This is a genomic window from Marinactinospora rubrisoli (assembly GCF_042664915.1).
Lineage (GTDB): Bacteria > Actinomycetota > Actinomycetes > Streptosporangiales > Streptosporangiaceae > Marinitenerispora > Marinitenerispora rubrisoli.
Map to the genome: position 1 here is coordinate 113,506 of NZ_JBHTBH010000002.1, position 19,839 is coordinate 133,344.

Annotated in this window: 23 protein-coding genes; 11 read left to right on the forward strand and 12 right to left on the reverse strand. The window is 73.7% G+C overall.

Features of this window, described 5'->3' with window-relative positions; all coding sequences use genetic code 11:
• Nucleotides 1-11: 11 nt before the first annotated feature.
• Entirely contained in the window at nucleotides 12-773 is a 762-nt protein-coding gene (locus tag ACFQRF_RS04660; protein WP_379869150.1) for a phosphotransferase, read from the forward strand.
• Nucleotides 774-908: 135 nt separating this feature from the next.
• Here ACFQRF_RS04660 and ACFQRF_RS04665 read toward each other — a convergent pair whose 3' ends face one another.
• On the reverse strand, nucleotides 909-1,517 hold the full coding sequence (locus tag ACFQRF_RS04665; RefSeq protein WP_379869152.1) for a TetR/AcrR family transcriptional regulator: 609 nt from the start codon (nucleotides 1,515-1,517) through the stop codon (nucleotides 909-911).
• Nucleotides 1,518-1,615: 98 nt separating this feature from the next.
• On the opposite strand from ACFQRF_RS04665, the gene ACFQRF_RS04670 reads away from it, so the two are divergent.
• Nucleotides 1,616-2,047, forward strand: coding sequence for a hypothetical protein (locus ACFQRF_RS04670; protein ID WP_379869153.1), 432 nt, complete (start codon nucleotides 1,616-1,618; stop codon nucleotides 2,045-2,047).
• 334 nt (nucleotides 2,048-2,381) lie between these two features.
• Here ACFQRF_RS04670 and ACFQRF_RS04675 read toward each other — a convergent pair whose 3' ends face one another.
• Nucleotides 2,382-3,005 carry a TetR/AcrR family transcriptional regulator gene (locus ACFQRF_RS04675; protein ID WP_379869155.1) on the reverse strand — a complete coding sequence of 208 codons (624 nt, stop codon included), beginning with the start codon at nucleotides 3,003-3,005 and terminating at the stop codon, nucleotides 2,382-2,384.
• Between the two features lie 96 nt (nucleotides 3,006-3,101).
• On the opposite strand from ACFQRF_RS04675, the gene ACFQRF_RS04680 reads away from it, so the two are divergent.
• Entirely contained in the window at nucleotides 3,102-3,530 is a 429-nt protein-coding gene (locus ACFQRF_RS04680; RefSeq protein WP_379869157.1) for an organic hydroperoxide resistance protein, read from the forward strand.
• A gap of 445 nt (nucleotides 3,531-3,975) precedes the next feature.
• Here ACFQRF_RS04680 and ACFQRF_RS04685 read toward each other — a convergent pair whose 3' ends face one another.
• Nucleotides 3,976-4,941, reverse strand: a complete 966-nt coding sequence (locus ACFQRF_RS04685) for an alpha/beta hydrolase (protein ID WP_379869158.1) — start codon at nucleotides 4,939-4,941, stop codon at nucleotides 3,976-3,978.
• Between the two features lie 531 nt (nucleotides 4,942-5,472).
• Nucleotides 5,473-6,483 carry an acyltransferase domain-containing protein gene (locus ACFQRF_RS04690; protein WP_379869160.1) on the reverse strand — a complete coding sequence of 337 codons (1,011 nt, stop codon included), beginning with the start codon at nucleotides 6,481-6,483 and terminating at the stop codon, nucleotides 5,473-5,475.
• Between the two features lie 187 nt (nucleotides 6,484-6,670).
• Here ACFQRF_RS04690 and ACFQRF_RS04695 point away from each other — a divergent pair, with 187 nt between their 5' ends.
• Nucleotides 6,671-8,290 carry an AMP-binding protein gene (locus tag ACFQRF_RS04695; RefSeq protein ID WP_379869161.1) on the forward strand — a complete coding sequence of 540 codons (1,620 nt, stop codon included), beginning with the start codon at nucleotides 6,671-6,673 and terminating at the stop codon, nucleotides 8,288-8,290.
• A 59-nt stretch (nucleotides 8,291-8,349) separates the two neighbouring features.
• On the opposite strand, the gene ACFQRF_RS04700 is transcribed toward ACFQRF_RS04695, so the two are convergent.
• The 5 genes from ACFQRF_RS04700 to ACFQRF_RS04720 form a co-directional block, all read right to left on the reverse strand.
• Entirely contained in the window at nucleotides 8,350-8,607 is a 258-nt protein-coding gene (locus tag ACFQRF_RS04700) for a type II toxin-antitoxin system RelE family toxin (RefSeq protein WP_379869162.1), read from the reverse strand.
• Nucleotides 8,604-8,870 (reverse strand): type II toxin-antitoxin system prevent-host-death family antitoxin, encoded by a 267-nt coding sequence (locus ACFQRF_RS04705; protein ID WP_379869163.1) that lies wholly within the window; start codon nucleotides 8,868-8,870, stop codon nucleotides 8,604-8,606. The genes ACFQRF_RS04700 and ACFQRF_RS04705 overlap by 4 nt, the downstream gene beginning before the upstream one ends.
• Before the next feature lie 64 nt (nucleotides 8,871-8,934).
• Nucleotides 8,935-9,267 (reverse strand): 4a-hydroxytetrahydrobiopterin dehydratase, encoded by a 333-nt coding sequence (locus ACFQRF_RS04710; protein ID WP_379869164.1) that lies wholly within the window; start codon nucleotides 9,265-9,267, stop codon nucleotides 8,935-8,937.
• A gap of 112 nt (nucleotides 9,268-9,379) precedes the next feature.
• Nucleotides 9,380-10,252, reverse strand: coding sequence for an SDR family oxidoreductase (locus ACFQRF_RS04715; protein WP_379869165.1), 873 nt, complete (start codon nucleotides 10,250-10,252; stop codon nucleotides 9,380-9,382).
• A gap of 123 nt (nucleotides 10,253-10,375) precedes the next feature.
• Nucleotides 10,376-11,152, reverse strand: coding sequence for a hypothetical protein (locus tag ACFQRF_RS04720; protein ID WP_379869167.1), 777 nt, complete (start codon nucleotides 11,150-11,152; stop codon nucleotides 10,376-10,378).
• 168 nt (nucleotides 11,153-11,320) lie between these two features.
• On the opposite strand from ACFQRF_RS04720, the gene ACFQRF_RS04725 reads away from it, so the two are divergent.
• From ACFQRF_RS04725 to ACFQRF_RS04745, 5 genes are all read left to right on the forward strand, one after another.
• Complete coding sequence (locus tag ACFQRF_RS04725) at nucleotides 11,321-12,397, forward strand: AAA family ATPase (protein ID WP_379869168.1); 1,077 nt, start codon at nucleotides 11,321-11,323, stop codon at nucleotides 12,395-12,397.
• A gap of 4 nt (nucleotides 12,398-12,401) precedes the next feature.
• The gene (locus tag ACFQRF_RS04730; protein ID WP_379869170.1) at nucleotides 12,402-13,382 is read left to right on the forward strand and encodes a DUF58 domain-containing protein; all 981 of its coding nucleotides are present in this window, start codon (nucleotides 12,402-12,404) and stop codon (nucleotides 13,380-13,382) included.
• Between the two features lie 37 nt (nucleotides 13,383-13,419).
• Nucleotides 13,420-14,367, forward strand: a complete 948-nt coding sequence (locus ACFQRF_RS04735; RefSeq protein ID WP_379869171.1) for a VWA domain-containing protein — start codon at nucleotides 13,420-13,422, stop codon at nucleotides 14,365-14,367.
• 288 nt (nucleotides 14,368-14,655) lie between these two features.
• Nucleotides 14,656-15,396: an HAD family hydrolase gene (locus tag ACFQRF_RS04740; protein WP_379869172.1), complete on the forward strand. Its 741-nt coding sequence runs from the start codon at nucleotides 14,656-14,658 to the stop codon at nucleotides 15,394-15,396.
• Nucleotides 15,393-16,229, forward strand: coding sequence for an NUDIX hydrolase (locus ACFQRF_RS04745; protein ID WP_379869174.1), 837 nt, complete (start codon nucleotides 15,393-15,395; stop codon nucleotides 16,227-16,229). The genes ACFQRF_RS04740 and ACFQRF_RS04745 overlap by 4 nt, the downstream gene beginning before the upstream one ends.
• 97 nt (nucleotides 16,230-16,326) lie before the next feature.
• On the opposite strand, the gene ACFQRF_RS04750 is transcribed toward ACFQRF_RS04745, so the two are convergent.
• From ACFQRF_RS04750 to ACFQRF_RS27715, 3 genes are all read right to left on the reverse strand, one after another.
• Nucleotides 16,327-17,607, reverse strand: a complete 1,281-nt coding sequence (locus tag ACFQRF_RS04750; protein WP_379869175.1) for an APC family permease — start codon at nucleotides 17,605-17,607, stop codon at nucleotides 16,327-16,329.
• 120 nt (nucleotides 17,608-17,727) lie between these two features.
• Nucleotides 17,728-17,994, reverse strand: a complete 267-nt coding sequence (locus tag ACFQRF_RS27710) for a DUF1876 domain-containing protein (RefSeq protein WP_417498554.1) — start codon at nucleotides 17,992-17,994, stop codon at nucleotides 17,728-17,730.
• Between the two features lie 55 nt (nucleotides 17,995-18,049).
• On the reverse strand, nucleotides 18,050-18,253 hold the full coding sequence (locus ACFQRF_RS27715) for a DUF1918 domain-containing protein (RefSeq protein WP_417498555.1): 204 nt from the start codon (nucleotides 18,251-18,253) through the stop codon (nucleotides 18,050-18,052).
• Between the two features lie 255 nt (nucleotides 18,254-18,508).
• On the opposite strand from ACFQRF_RS27715, the gene ACFQRF_RS04760 reads away from it, so the two are divergent.
• A complete protein-coding gene (locus ACFQRF_RS04760) occupies nucleotides 18,509-19,150 on the forward strand; it encodes a class I SAM-dependent methyltransferase (RefSeq protein ID WP_379869177.1) in 642 nt (213 codons plus the stop codon).
• A 91-nt stretch (nucleotides 19,151-19,241) separates the two neighbouring features.
• Nucleotides 19,242-19,826, forward strand: a complete 585-nt coding sequence (locus ACFQRF_RS04765; protein WP_379869178.1) for a TrmH family RNA methyltransferase — start codon at nucleotides 19,242-19,244, stop codon at nucleotides 19,824-19,826.
• Nucleotides 19,827-19,839: the final 13 nt, after the last annotated feature.

Genomic DNA, 19,839 nt, shown 5'->3' on the forward strand with positions numbered 1-19,839 from the left:
GGCGAGCCGGCATGACCGAGGTCCCGCTGCCCGGCGGATTTGGGAACACCGTGGTGCGGGTCGGCGACACGGTCCGCCGCACGCCCGGTGAACGGGCCGGGTTCGTTCACGAACTGCTCCGTCTCCTGGAACGACGCGGCTGGCCCGGAGCGCCGCGGTTCCACGGGATCGACGACGAGGGCCGGGAGGTGCTGGACTTCATCGCCGGGCATGTGGCGTGGGCGCGGGAGCAGCCGGCCGGGCTGCGTTCGGACGCCTGCCTGGCGGCCGTGGGCGGCCTGCTGCGGGAGTTCCACGACCTGACGGCCGGTACGGCGCTGGCCGGGGACCGCGAGGTGGTCTGCCACAACGACCTCTCCCCCAAGAACACCGTGTACCGCGAGAGCGGAGCGGGACTTCGGCCCGTGGCGTTCATCGACTGGGACCTGGCCGCGCCGGGCGACCGGCTGCACGACGTGGCGCACGTGTGCTGGCAGTACGCCGGTCTCGGCGAACCCGGAACCGGCGTCGCGGTGGCCGCCCGGCGGATCCGCGCGGTCTGCGATGGTTACCGGCTCACCGACCGGAGCGGGCTGGTGGCGGCGATCCTGTGGTGGCAGGACCGGTGCCGGCGGGGCATCGAGTCGGCGGCCATGGCCGGGGAGCCCGCGATGGTGCGGTTGCGCGACAGCGGGGCCGCCGCGCGGGTACGGGGAGCGTGGGAGTGGGTGGCGGCGCACCGTGCGGCGTTGACGCGGCTGCTAGAGGGTGAGGAATTGTCCGATTTAGCATGACCGGCGACCTTTACGAGATAGATTCCATGTGTAGGACGGGTCGTCGCGTCCGCCGTCCCCTCCCCCGCCAACGTCACCGGCGCGACCGCCCGTTCCCCGCCCGGGAATCCCGCCGTCGCCGCACGCCGCGGGGGTTCATCCGGCGGTGCGGTCCTCCAGAAGCGCGTCGATGACCCGGTCGGCGTAGGCGGCGTCGATCGGCTCGGCGGTGACCAGCGACCGCAGGAACAGCGGCGCGATGAGCCGCTCGATGAAGAACGCGACGTCGGTGTCAGGCGAGAGTTCTCCGCGCTCGACTCCGCGCTCGACGATGACGCCGGCACGGGCGAACCGTTCGGTCCAGAACGCCCGGACCGCCACGGCGATCTCCGGAACCTGTCCGGCGTCGGAGACCAGCGTGCGCACCACGGCTTGACCGCTGGGCGAGGAGAGGTAGGCGCCGATCGCGTGCGAGAGCCGGCGCAGGTCCTCGCGCAGCGATCCGGTGTCGGGCGTTGGCACCACCCTGCCGGCCCGCGCGAGCAGCGCTTCCGCGACGAGCTCTTCCTTGTTGGCCCACCGCCGGTACAGCGTCGCCTTGTGCACCTGCGCACGGGTGGCGACCTTTTCGACGCTCAGCTTCGCGTAACCCGACTCGACGATCTCGTCGAGCACCGCGGCGAGAACGGCCTCGTTGACCCGTGCGCTGCGACCACCAGGGCGCATGCGTCGCTGGGGGTCACCTCGGCGGGACGGTGCCGCCATGACCACCACCTCCTTTTGGCGACTACATGTTGCCATAAGCGCGGACTCCTGGGACAGTTCTTGTGGCGACAACCAGTCGCCACAAGGACGGGAGTCTCATGTCGGCGATTGCCAAGCCACCTTCTTCCGATCGCGCGACGCACGCGCGTCTCGACCTCCTCGGCCGGGTTCTGGTGGGCGTCGCGGCGCTCGGTGCCGCGGCCTCGGCCGGGTACGCCCTGTGGTCACTGGGCGGCGCGGACGACGCGATCAAGGTCGTCAGCGCGTGGCAGGCCTACGGCCTGGCCGTGTTCAGCGTGCTGTTCGCGCTGCTCGCGGCGCGTCCGCGCGCCTACCGCGGCGTATGGGAGGTCGTCATCTTCCACAAGCTCGCGATGACCCTGACCGCCATGGTGTACCAGGCGCAGGGCGGCGCGGCCGGTGCGAGCACCACCGTGGTGGTGGACGGGATCCTCACGGTCGTTCTGGTGGCCGGATACGTGCTGTGCCGGGGATGGAGCCGGGAGTCCCCGTCGCCGGAAAACGGCTGAGGAACGCGGGAACGCGCGCTCCGCACCGCGGAGGGGGCAGAGGGCTCCGCGCAGCGAAAGCCACGCGGAGCCGGCAAGCCCGAGCGGGCGGACGCCCACCCGTCATTGACCCGGCCGACCCTGAACGCGGTGCCGGCCGCCCCTGGGCGGTGGTGATGAGCATGCGCCCGGAGTCCGGTGGCAGGCGTGGTGGGGCGTGGCCATGGCCACCCGGCCATCTCGCCCGGGGCCGGGCGGTTCCGCGTCACGGGGCGGCCCCCGCAGCGCACGGGGGCGGCGTCTGGTGGCGTCCATCTGCCGTGGCTTCTCGTGCCGGATCGGCCACGGCCGTGCGTCACGTGATGCCCGGCACCCCTTGGCCGTGGGCCGCGCGCGGGCGCAGGCCGTCGAGGAGGAGGCGGACGATCTCCCGGCGCAGGGCGGTGGGAAGGACGGCGTCGGCGGAGAAGGAGGCGCGCAGCATCGCCACGCCGACCAGCGTCTCGGCCACGATGGAACGCTCGGCGTCGCGCCGGATCTCGCCGCGGAGCGCGGCATCGTGGACGGCGTCCTCGATCGCCGCCTGACAGCGGTCGATGGAGTCCCGCTTGAACGCCGCGTACAGCTCCGGGAACTGCTCGATCTCGGCGACGCAGCGCTGCAGCACACTGCGGCGGGGCTCGGCGAAGGTCGCGGCGAGGCCGTCGAGCAGGACCGCGAGGTCCTCGGCGAGCGACCCGGTGTGCGGGGGTGTCAGCCCGGCGGCGAGCGTCGACATCCCGGCGAGGATCAGGTCCTCCGGCCCCGGCCAGCGCGCGTAGATGCTGCGCTTGGCGGCCCTGGCGCGGACGGCGACGGACGTCACACTGAACTCTGCGATCCCCTTCTCGGCGAGTTCGTCCACGGCCGCGGCGAGTACCCGCTGGTCCACGGACTCGTCGCGGGGTCGCCCCCGGGGCCGGGGAGAGACGGGTTCCATGGCGGCAGGATATAGGTCACCGGCACGGTTGCATAAATGCTCCGCGACGTATTAACGTCACTGAACGAGTCGCATAAATCGCTCGAAGGAGTCGGCATGGGTGACACCCTCTACACCACGACGGCCACGGCGTGGGGCGGACGCGAGGGCAGGGTCGCATCCGGCGACAACCGGCTCGGGCTGGAGCTGTCCGTTCCCAAGAGCATGGGCGGCGACGACGGCCCCGGCACCAACCCCGAGCAGTTGTTCGCCGCCGGCTACGCGGCGTGCTTCCACAGCGCGCTCAAGGCGATCGCGCGCGGCCGCAAGGTGGATGTGAGCGATTCGGCGATCTCCGTCACGATCTCCATCGTGGGCTCCGTCGCCGCAGGTGACCTCGGTCTGCAGGCCCGGATCGAGGCCGAGCTCCCCGGCCTGCCGCCGGACGTCGGTAACGAACTACTGGCCGCCGCCCACGAGGTGTGTCCCTACTCGGCCGCCACACGCGGTAACGTTCCGGTGGAGCTGGCGCTGGTGCAGAGCTGACCGCACCGCCGGATCCAGGACGTCCTCAACGGCGACGCCTTGCCCCCGCCCGACGTCGGCCCCTGTGATGTCGGACGTCGTTGAGGAGGGTGTCCCGGCCGCCACGTGGGCGGCCGGGACGCTTCTTTTCCGCCTGACCGCACGGCTCCAGGGGCGGCCGTCTCGGCGCCGCCCACGGTGTGATCGGCCGGCCACGGCTGGCGGCCGAGCCCGATCCGGCCGGTGAGCAGCACACCGTCGGAGCCGACGGACCGCAGCCAGTAGCGCGGCGGTGCCGGAAGGGCTGCGTCGGCAGCTACAGGTGCCGCCCGCCGCCGGGGAACACCACGGCCCAGTCGAGCCCGAGCCCGGCCACGTGCGCCTCGGCCAGCGAGGTGAGCAGCCGCACCGGTCCCCCGCCGTCCCGGCGCAGCGTGCCGAGGACTACCCCGGCCCGGTTCGGTGGTCATCGCACGGGCTCGTCCTCCCCCGCCCGCAGGCCGCGGCGCAGCGCGCCCATCTTGTCGGCGACCATCCGCTTGCTGACGGCGGCCTCGGTGACCAGCGTGGAGCCGTGGAACGTGCCCGGGTAGTGGAACAGCTCGGTCGGCACCCCCGCCTGGATCAGCCGCCGGGCGTACTCCAGGCCCTCGTCGCGCAGCGGGTCGTACTGGCAGGCGGTGACGCAGGCCGGCGGCAGGCCCGACAAGTCGGCGGCCCGGGCCGGTGCCGCGTACGGTGAGACGCCGGCACCGCCGCGGACTCCCGGCCCCAGGTAGTAGTCCCAGCTCAGCTCGGCGCTGCGGCGGTCCCAGAGCGGGGTGTCCACGAAGTCCCGCATCGACGGGGTGTCGAGCCGGTCGTCCAGCTCCGGGATCCCCAGGTACTGGAAGCACGGCTCCGGTCCGCCACGGTCCCGCGCCAGCAGCGCGACGGCCGCGGCGAGGCCGCCTCCCGCGCTCTCCCCGCCGACCCCGAGCCGCGTGGGGTCGATACCGAGTTCGCCGGCGTGCTCGGCGGCCCAGGTCAGCGCGGCGAAGCAGTCCGCCACCCCGGCCGGAAACGGGTGCTCCGGAGCGAGCCGGTAGTCCACGGAGACCACCACCGCCCCCAGCTCCCCCGCCACTCGGCTCGCCTCGGGGTGGAAACCGTCCACGCTGCCGAGCACGAAGCCTCCCCCGTGGAGGTACAGCAGCCCCGGAAGCTCATCGGCGCGGTCCACCGGCGTGTAGATCCGCGCGCGGACCGGCGGCGCGCCGCCCGGCCCCGGAATCGGGACGTCGCGGTGGTGGACCGGGATGACCGGTTCGTAACGCGACAGTTCCGCGGCCGCGGCCTCCTCCGCCCGCCGGAGCGCCGCGATGTCGGTGATGTCGACCCGCGGCATCAGGTCCAGCCAGGCACGCAGCTCCGGATCGATGGCGTATTCCATGGTTCGCTCTCCCCGTGTCCGGTGCCAGTCGATCACGGCAGGTGTCCGGTCCGCATGCGGCCACGCGCAGCCGTCGCGCATCGGGCGAGATCGGCACCTGGGTCACGGCGCATGCGCATCGGGCATGAACGCCGGACCGTCATGGAGGCGGGGAGCCCGGGCGGCCGGCGCCCGTTCGGGCCGAGCGGGTCCGGCGGATCACCGACAACGGCTCTAACGCGCCGACGCGGCGCCGGACGCGTACCCGCTCCACGGCGTCGCGGACGGACAGCCGGCCGGCGCCTGCCGCGTGGCAGAACCGGACGGCCCGGCCATGGTCGTCGGCCCGCGTGCCCATGCCGCCACTGGATCCGCGGCCGTGATGACCGCGAGCTCGTGGCGCACGGCCGTCCCGGACCCGCTCGGGGACCCGCGCCGACTTGCGCGTCCTTGCGCGTCGCGTCGGCCTCGCGGCGCACGGCCGTCCTGGCGGCGTCGGCGCGGCCCGCGCCGGTGAGCGGAGGTCGCTCCCCTCGGCCAGCGCTCCCGGTCTCACCGCGGCAGCCGCAGCCACCCCGTGCGCACTCGCCAGTGCCCGCCGGCCCGCAGGTGGCCGAGGATCGCCCGTTCCAGCCGGCTGGAGCCCACGACCGCGTCCGGGGCGACCTCCGGGCGCTGGAACACGAACCGGAAGACGTCGGAGTCGCCGTCCGAGCCGCCGTCCAGGAGGGTGAAGCGGCGCTGGAACCGCAAGATGTTGGCCGTCTCGGGCAGGTGGCCGGCGAGCTGCGGGTCCAGCAGCCATGACGTGCAGGTGGCCACCGGGTAGTCGACGCCGAACCGGTCCGCGAAGAACCCGCGGGCTCTGGCCAGGGAGGCGTCCACCGCCTCGGGGGTGAGCGGACCGGTCTGCGGGATGTGCAGGCGCAGCACGGGCCGGCCGGGGGCCAGCTCGGGCCCGAACCGTTGTGCCTCCTCGGGCTCGTACCACCGGACCGCCCCCTGCGTGCGGAGCACGGCGCGCTCGTACTGCAGCCGGCCGAGCTCGTACAGGCCGCCGCGGTAGTGCAGCGCCACCCACGCCGCCACCTCCAGGCCGGACCGCCCGAACATCACGCGGGTCTTGGCGACGTGCCGCCCCACGTCCGCCAGGGTCGCGGCGGTGACCTCCGCCGGCACGCCGTCGCGGGCGTGCGCCGCCCGCAGCAGCGGGGTCGCGGCGGCGAACGCGAACACCGGCGCGCAGCGCACCCGCGCGTCGGCGGCGTCCATGAGTGAGGGCCACTCACGCCAGTCCGTGGCCCCGAGGTCGGCGGCCACCAGAGCGTACATGCGCTCCAGCAGCCACCACCGTTCCGGTCCCCAGCCGGGGCCCGGCCACATCGCGGTGAGTTCGGCGCGGTCCCGCTCGCTCAGCGCGAACGGTCCCAGCGCGGCGTCCGCCCCCTCGGGGCCGGGCAGCGGGACACCGGTGTCGGTGACCGCCACGGCGGTCAGCCGGTCCAGCCAGGGGTGGAGACGCTCCGGCAGACCGAGGCGCTCCCGCACGACGTCGAGGTCCATGCCCCAATCGTGACGGTCGGCGGTGCCGAAGTCACGCCGTCATGTGTTCACGGGGCCACACCACCCCCGCACGCTGAGTGACGGAGCCGTCGCCGGCGGGTGAGAGCCGCAGCACAGACGGGGGCATAGTCTGTCATGACGGGATCCAGCGCACACTCACCGCGGTTCGAAAGGGGACGATCGCTCGATGGCCGATCCGGTACGGCAGGTACACGAGTGGCTGGAGAGCTACGACGCACCCGGCGCCTGTGTGGCGCACCTGCTGTGCGACCGCCACCCGTCCGACGCGATCGCCATCACCGAGGTCCACCCCGACCTGTCCGCGCGGGACCTGACCTACGGCGAGCTGGCCGCGCGCTCGGCGGCCGTCGCCGGCGGCCTCGCCGACCTCGGGGTCGGTCCGGGCGACCGCGTCGCGACCCTGCTGGACAGCGGAATCGACCTGGCCGTGACCGCTCTTGCCGTCTGGCGGCTCGGCGGTGTGCACGTGCCGCTGTTCACCGCGTTCGCGCCCTCGGCCATCGCCCTGCGGCTGCGGGACTCCGGCGCGCGCACGGTCGTCTGCGGTGCCGACCAGCGGTCCAAGCTCGATCCGGGCGACGACCTGCCCGCCGGCTCGGTCTCCGCCGTCGTCACGACCGGCGGGACGCCGCGCCCCGGCGAGCGGACCCTGGCCGATCTGGAGCTCCTGCCACCGGCGCCGGCCGTCGCGATGGGCGGCGGCGCGCCGTTCATGCGGATCTACGCCTCGGGCACCGCCGGGCCGCCGCGCGCGGTCGAGGTGCCGGTGCGCGCGCTCGCCGCGCTGCACGCCTACCACCACTACGGCCTCGACGTCCGTGACGACGACGTGTTCTGGAACGCCGCCGACCCGGGCTGGTTCTACGGCCTCTACCACGGGCTGGTCAGCCCGCTGCTGGCCGGGCACCGCAGCCTGCACCTGCGCGCGGGGTTCGACCCGGAGCTCACCCTCGACGTTCTGGCCAGTTTCGGGGTCACGAACTTCGCGGCCACCCCCACCGTGTACCGCGCGCTGCGCTCGGTTCTGAAGACGCTGCCTCCGGAGATCGTGGTCCGGCGGCTCGCGAGTTCCGGCGAGCCGCTGCACGCCGACGTGGTCGAGTGGGCCGGCGATGTGTTCGGGGTGCCGGTGCACGACCACTACGGCCAGAGCGAGCTAGGGATGTGCGCCGGCAACCACGGCAACGACGAGGTGGCCGTCCCACTGAAGCCCGGCTCGATGGGCACCGCGCTTCCCGGCTGGACGGTCACGGTGCTGGAACCCGTGGCGGACGTCGAGGCCGCGCCCGGGGTGTTCGGCCGGGTCGCGATCGATGTGCCGGCCAGCCCCGCCATGTGGTTCACCGGCTACGAGGGCAACCCGCTGGCCACGGCCCGGCGGTTCAGCCCGGACGGGCGCTGGTACCTCACCGGTGACACGGGCACCCGCGACGCCGTCGGCCGGCTGTACTTCTCCGCACGGGACGACGACGTCATCCTGAGCGGCGGCTACCGGATCACCCCGTTCGACGTGGAGTCGGCGCTGCTGCAGCACCCGGACGTGGAGGAGACCGCCGCCTACGGGGTCCCCGACGAGGTCGTCGGCGAGGTCGTGGCGGCCGACGTGGTGCTGCGCGACGGCGTCCACGGCTCCGACGAACTCGCCGATACCCTCCGGGAACTGGTCCGGGCCCGGGTCGCCTCGCACGCCGGCCCCGGCCGGATCAATTTCGTGGCGCAGCTGCCCCGCACGGCCAGCGGCAAGATCCAGCGGTTCCGGCTCCGGGAGCCGCGGTTGCGAACTTGAGGGCATGTTCGCGGCGCGGGACGAGCCCGCGCCGCTGAAAGCGGCGATCTCGAGATGTTTCACTCATAGATTCGAGACCGGTGCCCGACGTTGAGCACCCAAATAACCAGCTCGCCGTTGTCCAGCGTGTAGATGATTCGATAGTCCCCCACCCGGAGCCGACGCACCTCCGGCATGCCTACCATCGCCGTTGTCCCGAGTCCCAATGGATTCCGCTCCAGCTGCTCCAGCTTTCGAAAGATGTTCATCGTTACTGACTTCGGCAACTTGCGAAGTTCCGCGCGTGCTTCCGGCCGGAATATGGTCCGATACTTCACCCGTTGTCCGCCAGCACTTCAGCGATGACGTCCTCCATCGGGATACCAGGAGCCGGGTTCTGCATGCGCTCCTGCACCATCCGGATGATGGCTTGCTCCTCATACTCCAGATACTTCCGCAGCATGTCGATCGGAACCACCGCCGCGACCTCCCGGCCTCTCCGGCTGATCACGGTCGGCTCATCATCACGGTCGGCGCGATCGACGACGTCGGCCAGATGGTCGCGCACCTGGCGGATGGACTCAACGGGAAGCTCACTCATAAGGCGAATGGTACCACTGGTACCAGTGGTACATCGCAGGCTGTGAGCAAGACGCGCTTCACCCTCACCGGCGCCCCTCCGGATCGCGCTCGCCGCCACCGGCCGCGCCCGCCTTGGTGACCAGGCGGTCGATGCGGGCCGCCAGGTTCAGGTCGCGTTCAGTGATCCCGCCGAGGTCGTGACTGGTGAGGCGGAACCGGACCCGGTCGTACCGGATGTCCATGTCGGGGTGGTGGTTGATCTCCTCCGCCGCGCGTGCCACCTCCGTGACGAGGTGGATGGCCGCCATGAAGTCCGGCAGGGCGACGGTGCGGGTGATGGTGTCGCCCTCACGGGTCCAGTCGCCCGGAAGTTCGGCCAGGCCGGCGGCGATCTGCGTGTCCTCCAGGAGCGGCATGCCGTGCCTCCTCGTCGGTGCTGGGTCCTACGTGGTGGTCCGGGCACGTGGGGGCGGCCCTCGCGGAGTCACCTGCCCGGTCGGCCCCGCGGCGACACCCCGCGGCCGGTGCTCACCGGCGCCACTCCGGATCGAGCTCGCCGCCGCCGCCCGCCCGCCAGCGGGCGAAGCCGCCCTCGGAGTTGATGACCTGGCCGGTGATCCAGCGCGCCTCGTCGGTGGCCAGCCAGGCGATGAGCCGCGCCGGATCGTCCGGGTAGCCCCAGCGGCCGAACGGGAACAGTCTCCCGAGGTCCCGCCACGCCTGTTCGGTGAGGTATCCGGTCTGCACCGGCCCGGGATTGACGGTGTTCACCGTGATGTGCCGGTCGGACAGGTGCTCGGCGAGCGTCAGCGTGATGGCCGCCAGCGCCCCCTTGGCCGAGGCGTAGGCCACCTCCCATGTCATCGGGCCCTGCCCCTGCCCCGACGTCATGAAGAACACCCGCCCACCCGGCCGGCCGTCGTGCTGGGCGGCGAACTCCTTGGCGAGCAGGATGGCGGAGCGGGTGTTGACCGCCCAGTGCCCGTCCAGCTGCTCCGCCGTGATGTGGTCCAGCGTGGTGTCGCCGCCGCTGCGCGCGTGGTTGCACACCAGGATGTCGACATGCCCCAGCTGTTCCACGGCCGCCGCCATGACCCGGGCCGGAGCGCCGGGATCGGCCAGGTCGGCCCCGAAGTCGGCCACGCGCGCCCCGGGCACCGCCAGGGCGGCCCGCACACCGGCCAGCACCTCCCCGATGTCGTCGGCACCCCACGGCTGTTCCTCGTCGTGCGGGCGGTGGTGGTGGCAGAACACGCTGGCCCCGTAGGCGGCCAGCCGCCGGGCGACGGCGTGGCCGATGCCGTCACGCCGGCTCACGCCCGTCACGAGCGCCACCCGGCCGCGCAGCGGCAGGGGATCGCGGGCGAGGTCGTCGATGCCGGGATGTTCGATGTGCGTCATGCTCACAGACTGGCAGCGGCCGCTCGCCGGTCGCATCCGAATTTCCCGGGCTGTGGAAAACCGCCACTGCCCGCACCGGCGCCGGGCGGACGCCGCCGGGCCCCGCCGGCCGGGGCCCCGTGGTCAGGCCAGGCTCGCCGGATCGGACGGGTCCACCGGCACCCCGGTGAAGTCGCGCTCGTCCAGCGGGACCGAGGGGACGTCGCTGGGCCCCGGCGACGGCTCGCCCGAGGAGTCGGGGTCGGGGCTGCCGCTCTCACCCGTCTCGCTGGGCCGTGGGCTCGGCGAAGGCTGCGGGCTCGGAGACGGCGAGCCGCTGCTCTCGGGGTCCGGCGCCGGCTGGGAGTTCGCCTGCTCGCGCACACCCGCCAGCCACAGGTACAGCAGCACGAGCAGCACGAGAAAGAGCATGATGAGCATGAGCAGCCCCGCGATCACCCCGCGGTTGGGGTGGGATTCGGCCGCGGCGGCGCCCCTGCCGCGGGGCAGCCACCCCCAGCGGGCCGCCCCCGGCGAGCCGGCGCCCGACCAATAGGGGGCGTAGCGCGGGGTGCCCGCCGCCCGCGCGCCCGCGACTCCGACCGGCCGCAGGAAGGCGGCGGCCCGGCCGTGGTCGCCGTCGGCGGAGGTGGCCACCCAGGCCACCGACGCACCGGGCGCGCTGGACGCGAGCACCCGGGGAGCCCCCGGCACGCCGGCACCCTTGGACACGGCGGCCGCGAAGCGGTCCCGCGCCGCGGGGTCGGCCGCGGCTCCCTCGCTGAGAACGGCCACGCTCACCGGGCGCCCATCGGCGTCCCGCGCGAGGTACACCACACCCTCGGGGCTCTCACTCACCCGTTCACGCAGCCGGAACGCCCCCAGCTGGCGCGGATCGTAGTCCTGCAGCGGACCAGACACCTGAAAACCGCGGCCCTTCCGTCGCGACGTCCACCCCATACGCCCCACGGCGCCGCGCCCGCTCCACGGTAGGTGGCCCGCGGAGCGGGTAGTCTCGCCGTTGCGTACCCATCAACGTACCCGGCGCGGCCGGCCGCCGGGCGCTGCGGCGCATGGAGGAGTGGATCGATGTCCGACGCCGACGCACACGGCGAGCACACCGGCGCGCAGCGTCAGGGCGCCGACGGGCCCGACGCGGCCGAGGCCACCCGTCTGCTGCGCGCCGCCCTGCACGAGGTCAGCACGGTGATCGTCGGCCAGGACCAGATGGTGGAGCGCACGCTGGTGGCGCTCATCGCCAAGGGCCACTGCCTGCTCGAAGGCGTCCCGGGCGTGGCCAAGACGCTGGCGGTCTCCACGCTCGCCAAGGTCACCGGCGGCACCTTCCACCGCATCCAGTTCACCCCCGACCTGGTGCCGTCCGACATCGTCGGCACCCGCATCTACCACCCGTCGACCGAGAAGTTCGACGTGGAGCTCGGCCCGGTCTTCGCCAACTTCATCCTGGCCGACGAGATCAACCGCGCTCCGGCGAAGGTGCAGTCCTCGCTGCTGGAGGTGATGGCCGAGAAGCAGGTCTCGCTGGCCGGCACCACCTACCCGCTGCCCAGCCCGTTCATCGTGATCGCCACCCAGAACCCGGTGGAGTCCGAGGGCGTCTACCCGCTGCCGGAGGCGCAGCGCGACCGGTTCCTGATGAAGGTCATGGTGCCGCACCCGCGCGCGCACGAGGAGATGGAGATCCTGCGGCGCATGAGCGCCCACCCGCCCGAGGCCCACCAGGTGCTGGATCCCGTCACGCTGCAGGAGCTGCAGACCGAGGCCGAGCGCGTGCACGTCCACCAGCTCATCGCCGACTACGTGGTGCGCCTCGTCATGGCCACCCGTGAACCGGAGACCTACGGCCTGCCGGAGCTGCGCCGGGTCCTGGAGATCGGCGCCAGCCCGCGGGCGACGCTGGGTCTGGTGGCCGCCGCGCGCGCCCTGGCGCTGATCCGCGGCCGCGACTACGTGCTGCCCGACGACGTGCGCCTGCTGGCCCGCGACGTGATGGCGCACCGCCTGGTGCTCACCTTCGACGCGCTCGCCGACGGCGTCACCACGACGCAGATCGTCGACCGCGTCCTGGCCACCGTCCCACCGCCGCGGGTCATCTGGGACGAGCCGCCCGCCGCCGAGACCACCGCGGCCCTGGCCCCCAGGTAGCGCCATGGGCCAGTCCGCCGGTTCCGTGCCGATCGACCCGCGCCGCCACGCCGCGCTGCGCCGCCTCGACCTGCGTGTCGTGCGGCGCCTGGACGGGCTGCTGCACGGCGAGCACCTCGGGCTGCGCCTCGGGCCGGGCAGCGAACCGGCGGAGGCCCGCCTGTACCAGCCCGGCGAGGACGACGTCCGGCGCATGGACTGGTCGGTGACCGCGCGCACCGCCACGCCGCACGTGCGCGATCTGGTGGCCGACCGTGAGCTGGAGAGCTGGACGCTGCTCGACCTGTCGGCCAGCATGGACTTCGGCACGGGCGAGGCCGAGAAGCGCGACGTCGCCATCGGCGCGCTCGCGGCGGTCAACGTCCTCACCCAGCGCGTCGGCGACCGCTTCGGCGCGCACTTCCTGCATCGCGGCCGGATCCGGCGCTGGCCTGCCCGCTCGGGCAAGGCCGCGCTGTTCGCGCTGCTGTCCACGGTCGGCGCGGCGCCCCGCTCCGGCACCGGGGAGCACGTCGAGGGCGTGGACCTGCCGGGCGCGCTCACCGACCTGGCCCGCACCCGGACCCGCCGCGGCCTGCGGGTGGTGATCTCCGACTTCCTCGACCCCGTCCCGCGGGTCGACCCCACCGCCCTCGCGGAGTGGGAGCGCCCGATGCGTCAGCTGACCACGCGGCACCAGGTCCTGGCCATCGAAGTCGTCGATCCGCGGGAGCTCGACCTGCCCGGCATAGGATTGGTGGCGATGCAGGATCCCGAGACCGGACGCGTCCGCGAGGTCCATCTCTCGCCCAAGGTGCAGCAGCGGTACGCCGAGGCCGCCCGCGCGCAACGCGAAGCCGTCCGGGCGAGTCTGCGCCGCTGCGGGGTCCCGCACCTGGTCCTGCGCACCGACCGCGACTGGATCGTGGACCTGGCCCGCTTCGTGACCGAGCAGCGCCGCACCGCCCACCGCCTCGCCCGCCACACTCCGGCGGTGCCCAGATGACGCCCCGGCGTTCCGGCGCAACGACAAGGAGAACCGGGTGACCTTCCTGTCCGCCGGACGGCTGTGGCTGCTCGTCCTGGCCGCCGCCCTCGTCGTCGCCTACGTCGTGCTGCAGAGACGGCGGCGGGACTACGCCCTGCGCTTCACGAACCTGGCGCTGCTCGACCAGGTCGCGCCGCAGCGTCCCGGCTGGCGGCGGCACGTCACGGCGGCGCTGTTCATCATGACCGTGGTGATCCTCATCGGCGCGTTCGCGCGTCCCGCGATGCCCGTGCAGGTGCCGCGTGAGCGCGCCACCATCATCGTCGCCATCGACGTCTCCCCCTCCATGGCCGCCAGCGACGTCTCCCCCGACCGCCTGACGGCGGCCAAGGAGTCCGCGCAGCGCTTCGTGGAGTCGCTGCCGGACCGGTTCAACGTCGGCCTGGTGGCGTTCTCCTCGGCCGCCGCGGTCGTCTCCTCCCCGACTCACGACCACCAGGCGGTCACCGACTCCATCGAGAACCTGCAGATCGCGCCCGGGACCGCCATCGGCGAGGGCGTCTTCACCTCGCTGCAGTCGATCCAGTCCTTCGACTCCGAGGCCGAGGACGACCCGCCGCCGTCCGCCGTCGTGCTGCTCTCCGACGGTGAGAACACCAGCGGCCGCCCGGTGACCGCCGCCGTGGAGGCCGCCTCGGGCGCGGACGTGCCCGTCTCGACGATCGCGTTCGGCACCGGCGCCTCGATCATCGAGATCAACGGCCAGTACGTGGAGGCCAACATCGACAAGGCCGCGCTGGAGAACCTCGCCAACGGGACCGGCGGGCACTTCTACGAGGCCGAGTCGGAGGAGGAGCTCACCGACGTCTACGACGACATCGGTTCCTCGCTGGGCACCGAGACCGTCCACGAGGAGGTCGTGCCGCTCTTCGTGGGGATAGCGCTGCTGTTCGCCGCAGCCACCGCGGTGACCTCGCTCATCTGGTTCCAGCGGCTGCCCTGACGGTGTAGCGCCGCGCGCCCGCCGTGGCGCGATGCCGCCGGGCCCGGCGGCGCCCGGCCCCGCCACGGGGCCACCGCCACGCGCGAGGGCGTATGTGACACCTGAAACCGAGATGTTGGTCACAGCCGCGCGATCGGTGGAGCGCCTGTGCCACGGGGGCCGTCGATCTTCTCGCACCCCTCGCGACCATGGGAAACCCTGAACCCGATACCCACGATCGCCCCGTTGCCCGCTAACGTGGACCCGTTTGTCCTGTCATCCCACACAACACGACGGAATCAAGGAACCATGCCGGAACATACCTCGACCCCCGCGGTCGTCTTCCTCGACCTCGACGACACCCTTCTGGACGATCACGCGGCCAGCTCGGCCGGCCTGCGCACGCTCATGGAGCGACTGGGCCACCCGGACTTCAACGCCGCCCGCCGGCTGTGGGACGTGCAGACCGAGATCTCCTTCGGGGCCTACGTCGCCGGCCGCCTGACCCTCGACGAGCAGCGCCGCGAGCGGGTGCGCGCGCTCGCCACGCAGGCCGGGCACAGCTGGATCAGCGAGGAGCAGTGCGACGAGCTCTTCCAGCGCTACCTGGAATCCCACCGCGCCGCCTGGCGGTCCTTCCACGACGTGGTGCCCGCGCTCACCCGGCTCGCCTCCGCCGGCATCGTCCTGGGGGTCATCACCAACGGCATCGAGTCGCTGCAGCGCGAAAAGCTCGCCACCATGGAGATCACCCGGCACTTCTCCACGATCGTGTGCGCCGACACTGCGGGCGTCGGCAAGCCCGACCCGCGCATCTTCCACATCGCCTGCCAGCAGGTCGGCGCCACCCCGGACCAGTGCTGGCACATCGGCGACCAGCTGCGCGCCGACGCCCTGGGCGCCGTCTCCGCGGGGCTGCGTCCCATCCTGCTGGACCGCCACCACCGGCACGCCGGCGCGCCGGGCGACATCACCACGATCCACAGCCTGGAAGAGGTCCAGCGGCTGGTCGGGGTCGGCGACGCCGCCGCGGCGGCGGGGCTGCTGTGAGCGATCCGGCGGCTCCGCGCCGCGCCCGCCGGGTCACCGCCCACCTGCTCCCCCGCACGGCCTCCGGTGCCGTCGCCGTCGCCGCGAGCGGTGGCGCCTGGACGGTGCCGGGAGCGCGCGTGGCCTTCGGCCAGGACCCCGCCGACGCGGCACGCTCCGCCGCCCGGCTCGCGCCCGGGACGCCGCTGACCCCGGTGGACTGCCGCACGGAGTTCGCCACCGTCCCCGCCCCGAGCGGCCCGGTGGACCTGCACGTCGACCGGGTGTACTACGCGGCGGCGGCCACCGGTCCGGCCGAGCGCACCCTCCCGGTGGGTGAGGCCCTGGCGCTGCCCGCCCGGCCGAGCGCCGCGGACCTGCTCCCCGAACCCCCGCCGGCGCCGCGCCCCCGGCTCGCGCGCGTCGCCTCCTACGGGATCGTCACCGATCCGGCCGGCCGGGTCCTGCTGTCCCTCATCTCGCCCGGGTTCCCCGGCGCGGGCACCTGGCACCTGCCGGGCGGCGGCGTCGACCACGGCGAGAGCGTCCGGGAGGCGCTGGCCCGCGAGGTCGTCGAGGAGTCCGGCCAGCAGGCGACCGTCGGCGAGCTCATCACCATCCACAGCCACCACCGCGCCGGCGAGATCGGGCCCGAGAGCGACGACACCGAGATCCACGCGGTCTGGGTGGTGTTCCACGTGCACGTCGCCGAGCCCACGCCGCCACGCGTCACCGAGATCGCCGGCTCGACCATCGACACCGCGTGGTTCACCCGTGCGGAACTCGCGGACCTGCCGCTCTCGGCCACCGCCCAGCGCGGTTTCGCCGCCCTCTCCGGCACCGCGTCCGGCTGACGCGGACCGTTCCGCGTCACGGGCGCGGCCACGGCCCCGCCCGCCGCCGGGCCGGGCCGTCCTGCTCATCAGGGCGGCGGCCTCCGATGCCGGTCCCTCACCCGGTGCCGACCCGGGACAGGCCGCGCCGGGCCAGCCACACCGCCACGCCGGACCCCACCATCACCGCGCCGCCCAGCACCAGCGGCAGCGGCAGGCTCAGCGCGAGCACGACGCAGCCGGCGAGCCCCACCACCGGTACGAGCAGCAGCGGGCGTCCCTCGCTCGGGCCGAGCCGCAGCGCCGAGGCGTTCGCCACCGCGTAATACACCAGCACCCCGAAGGACGAGAAACCCACGGCGGCGCGCACGTCGAGCACCAGCACCAGCGCGGCCACCACCGCGCCCACCGCGAGCGCCGACCGGTGCGGCACGCCGTAGCGCGGGTGCACCGCCGTGAGCGCCCGCGGCAGATGGCCGTCCTCGGCCAGCGCCAGCGCGGTCCGCGAAACGCCCAGCGACAGGGACAGCAGCGCCCCGAGGCAGGCCAGCGCGGCGCCGGCCGCCACGATGGGGGTGAGGTTCGGCCAGCCCGCCACCGTGACCGCGTCGGCGAGCGGCGCGGTGCTCGCCGCCAGCCGCCGCGGCCCCAGGACCGCCAGCACCGCGACGCACACCGCCAGGTACACGCCGAGCGCCACGGCCATCGCGATCCCGATCGCCCGGGGGATCGACCGCTCCGGCTCGCGGACCTCACCTCCCAGCGTCGCCACGCGCGCGTACCCGGCGAACGCGAAGAACAGCATCCCCGCCGCGCCCAGCACCCCGAAGAAGCCCGGCCAGGAGCCGAAGTCCAGCACACCGCGCACGTTCGCGGCGTCGCTGGGGGCGGTCACGGCCACCACCACGGCCAGCACGCCCAGCACCGCCACCAGCAGCACCCGGGTGACACGGGCCGACGCGCGCGCCCCGCTGTAGTTGACCAGCGTCACCGCGGCCACGGCCGCCAGCGCCACCGGCCGCTCGAAACCGGGGTACACGTAGGCCGCGAACGTCAGCGCCATCAGCGCGCAGGAGGCCACCTTGCCGACCACGAACGACCAGCCCGCCAGGTACCCCCACACGGGCCCGAGGCGCTCCCGGCCGTAGACGTAGGCGCCGCCCGACTGCGGATGCCGGGCGGCGAGTCGCGCGGTGGAGGTCGCGTTGCAGTAGGCGACGACGGCGGCCACCAGCAGCGCCGCCGGCATCCACCCCCCGGCCTGCTGCGCCGCAGGAGCGAACACCGCGAACACGCCCGCGCCGATCATGGCGCCCAGGCCGATCACCGCGGCGTCTCCCGTGCCCAGTACGCGCGCCGGCCGCCCGTCCGTTCCAGAAGAGCCAGAAGAGGAGGTCATAGCCCCTGAGTCTGCCGCACCCGGGTCACATGGCAGTCAAGGTGGGGGGAACGGCCGGAGTCGGCCGCGCACGGCGACGGGGCGGCCGCACCGCCCGGCCGCCCCATGCGCCGCGCCGTCTCACCCGCGCCACATCACCCCCGTGGACTCCGTGATGTCCTCGGCCGCCACTTGACGGAGCCTGCGCGCCAGGTCCGCCAGCGCCCGGGACACCGCGAGTTCGTCCCCGATCTCCGGGACGTCGAGGTCCGTCGGGTTCTTCCGGGCCATCCCGTGTCCGCGCACGTTCGTCTCGCCGTCGATCGTCAGCCCGGCCTCGGCCCAGGTACGGGCCGACTCGCCCTCGGTCTCCTCCGACAGGAGAATGTCGACCTTCCATCGCTTCATGCAGTGCACCTGATTCACCCCCGCGTCCGCCGCGGTCCGCCGCGGCGGACCGCTCTCATGTCACGGCCTCGTGGCCGCGCCTGCTCTCGACGTGGGCGTCCGTGCCCGGGTAGACCAGCGCCTCGTGGCCGTCGTCCGTCCAGCGGACGCGGTACGGCGGCGCTCCGTCCCCGCCCACCTCGACCACGACGGCGGTGCGCCGACGGGTCTCGGCACGCGGGGCCTCCACCACCAGCAGGTCGCCGACTCGTGCTCTCATCGGCTCTCCCCCATAGCCGTTCCAGCTCGCGGTACATCACCCATCCTCCGCCCGCGGCGCGGTCATCGCAATGCCCGCAGGCACGCAAAACCGCAGATCGGGGGGGTTTCCAGAGAGTTTCCGGACGGGGTTGCGGCCCCGGTCCGGTGCCGGCTCCCGGCGCTCCCTGCCGGCCGCGCGCAGCGCGCGTTCCACCGCCCGGTGCGGCGCGCCCGGCCGCGTGGAGCAGGCCGTCCGTGCTGGTAGCGTCACGGCGTGGCGCAGCACTACTTCGATTCCGACCCCGGGGCCGCGAGCCGGCCGCAGAGCGTCGACCTCGTCCTGCCCGACCTGCACCTGCGGCTCCACACGGACCGCGGCGTGTTCTCCCCCGACCGGATCGACCTCGGCACCCGCGTCCTGCTGGAGTCCGTCCCCGCCCCACCGGCCGAGGGGCGTCTGCTCGACATCGGCTGCGGCTACGGGCCGATCACCCTCACCATGGCCCGGCGCGCCCCGGGCGCCTCGGTGCTCGGCGTCGACGTCAACGCCCGGGCGGTGCGCCTCGCCCGCGGCAACGCCCACGCCAACGGGGTGGGCAACGCGCGATTCCGCCAGATCGCCCCCGATGGGACCCCGGTCGCCGAGGCACCACAGGACGAGCCGGCCGAGGACGCCGCGCTCGCCGGCCCTTTCGCCGCCATCTGGTCCAACCCGCCCATCCGCGTCGGCAAGGCCGCGCTGCACACCCTGCTGCGCACCTGGCTGGACCGGCTGGCTCCCGGGGGCGCCGCCCATCTCGTGGTGCAGAAGAACCTCGGTGCGGACTCCCTGCAGCGCTGGCTGGACGCCGCCGGGTACCCCACCGAGCGCGTCGCCGCACGGGCCGGATTCCGCGTCCTGCGCACCACGCGGTGACGCCCGTCCCTCCACTATCCAGGACCGGCACCTGCCGGTAGGCTGGTGGACGCCCAGACCACACCCGCCCGGAACGAGGAACCCAGCTCAGGTGAGCACGCAGCTGCGCCCCACCGATGTCAAGCGACTGAACCGCCAGTGGCGCAGGCGTACCGAGGGCCGTGTCGCCCTCATCGTCGAGTCCGTCACCCAGCCGTTCAACCTGGGTTCCATCCTCCGGACCGCCGCGGCCTTCGGGGTCGAGACGGTGTGGCTCACCGGCAATGCCATCGACCCCACGCACCCGCAGGTCGGCAAGACCGCGCTGGGCACGGACCAGAAGCTGCGCTGGGAGCGGCTGCGCGGCACCGCCGAGGCCATCGACGCCGCGCACGCCGACGGCTACCGCGTCGTGGCCGTGGAGCTGGCGCGCGACGCCGTGCCGCTGCACGAGGCGCCGCTGCGGGGCGACGTCTGCCTCGCCGTCGGGGCCGAGGACCACGGCTGCTCCACCGCGCTGCTCACCGGCGCCGACGCCGTCGCCTACATCCCGCAGATCGGCCGGGTCGGCTCGCTGAACGTGGCCGTCGCCACGGCCGTCGCCATCGCCGAGACCCGCCGCAGGGAGTGGCAGCACGCCGCCCCGGCGTCCGATCCGGAGCCGGCCGGCCCGGCCACCGTCACCGCCATGAACTGATCCGCCGCACCGT

Coding starts and splice junctions, on each gene's coding strand:
- ACFQRF_RS04705 (WP_379869163.1), bottom strand. CDS start 8,870: ATGAGTGAGCTTCCCGTTGAGTCCATCCGCCAGGTGCGCGACCATCTG.
- ACFQRF_RS04685 (WP_379869158.1), bottom strand. CDS start 4,941: ATGGAATACGCCATCGATCCGGAGCTGCGTGCCTGGCTGGACCTGATG.
- ACFQRF_RS04740 (WP_379869172.1), top strand. CDS start 14,656: ATGCCGGAACATACCTCGACCCCCGCGGTCGTCTTCCTCGACCTCGAC.
- ACFQRF_RS04730 (WP_379869170.1), top strand. CDS start 12,402: ATGGGCCAGTCCGCCGGTTCCGTGCCGATCGACCCGCGCCGCCACGCC.
- ACFQRF_RS04715 (WP_379869165.1), bottom strand. CDS start 10,252: ATGACGCACATCGAACATCCCGGCATCGACGACCTCGCCCGCGATCCC.
- ACFQRF_RS04665 (WP_379869152.1), bottom strand. CDS start 1,517: ATGGCGGCACCGTCCCGCCGAGGTGACCCCCAGCGACGCATGCGCCCT.
- ACFQRF_RS04675 (WP_379869155.1), bottom strand. CDS start 3,005: ATGGAACCCGTCTCTCCCCGGCCCCGGGGGCGACCCCGCGACGAGTCC.
- ACFQRF_RS04670 (WP_379869153.1), top strand. CDS start 1,616: ATGTCGGCGATTGCCAAGCCACCTTCTTCCGATCGCGCGACGCACGCG.
- ACFQRF_RS04695 (WP_379869161.1), top strand. CDS start 6,671: ATGGCCGATCCGGTACGGCAGGTACACGAGTGGCTGGAGAGCTACGAC.
- ACFQRF_RS04680 (WP_379869157.1), top strand. CDS start 3,102: ATGGGTGACACCCTCTACACCACGACGGCCACGGCGTGGGGCGGACGC.
- ACFQRF_RS27710 (WP_417498554.1), bottom strand. CDS start 17,994: ATGAAGCGATGGAAGGTCGACATTCTCCTGTCGGAGGAGACCGAGGGC.
- ACFQRF_RS04690 (WP_379869160.1), bottom strand. CDS start 6,483: ATGGACCTCGACGTCGTGCGGGAGCGCCTCGGTCTGCCGGAGCGTCTC.
- ACFQRF_RS27715 (WP_417498555.1), bottom strand. CDS start 18,253: ATGAGAGCACGAGTCGGCGACCTGCTGGTGGTGGAGGCCCCGCGTGCC.
- ACFQRF_RS04750 (WP_379869175.1), bottom strand. CDS start 17,607: ATGACCTCCTCTTCTGGCTCTTCTGGAACGGACGGGCGGCCGGCGCGC.
- ACFQRF_RS04710 (WP_379869164.1), bottom strand. CDS start 9,267: ATGCCGCTCCTGGAGGACACGCAGATCGCCGCCGGCCTGGCCGAACTT.
- ACFQRF_RS04660 (WP_379869150.1), top strand. CDS start 12: ATGACCGAGGTCCCGCTGCCCGGCGGATTTGGGAACACCGTGGTGCGG.
- ACFQRF_RS04725 (WP_379869168.1), top strand. CDS start 11,321: ATGTCCGACGCCGACGCACACGGCGAGCACACCGGCGCGCAGCGTCAG.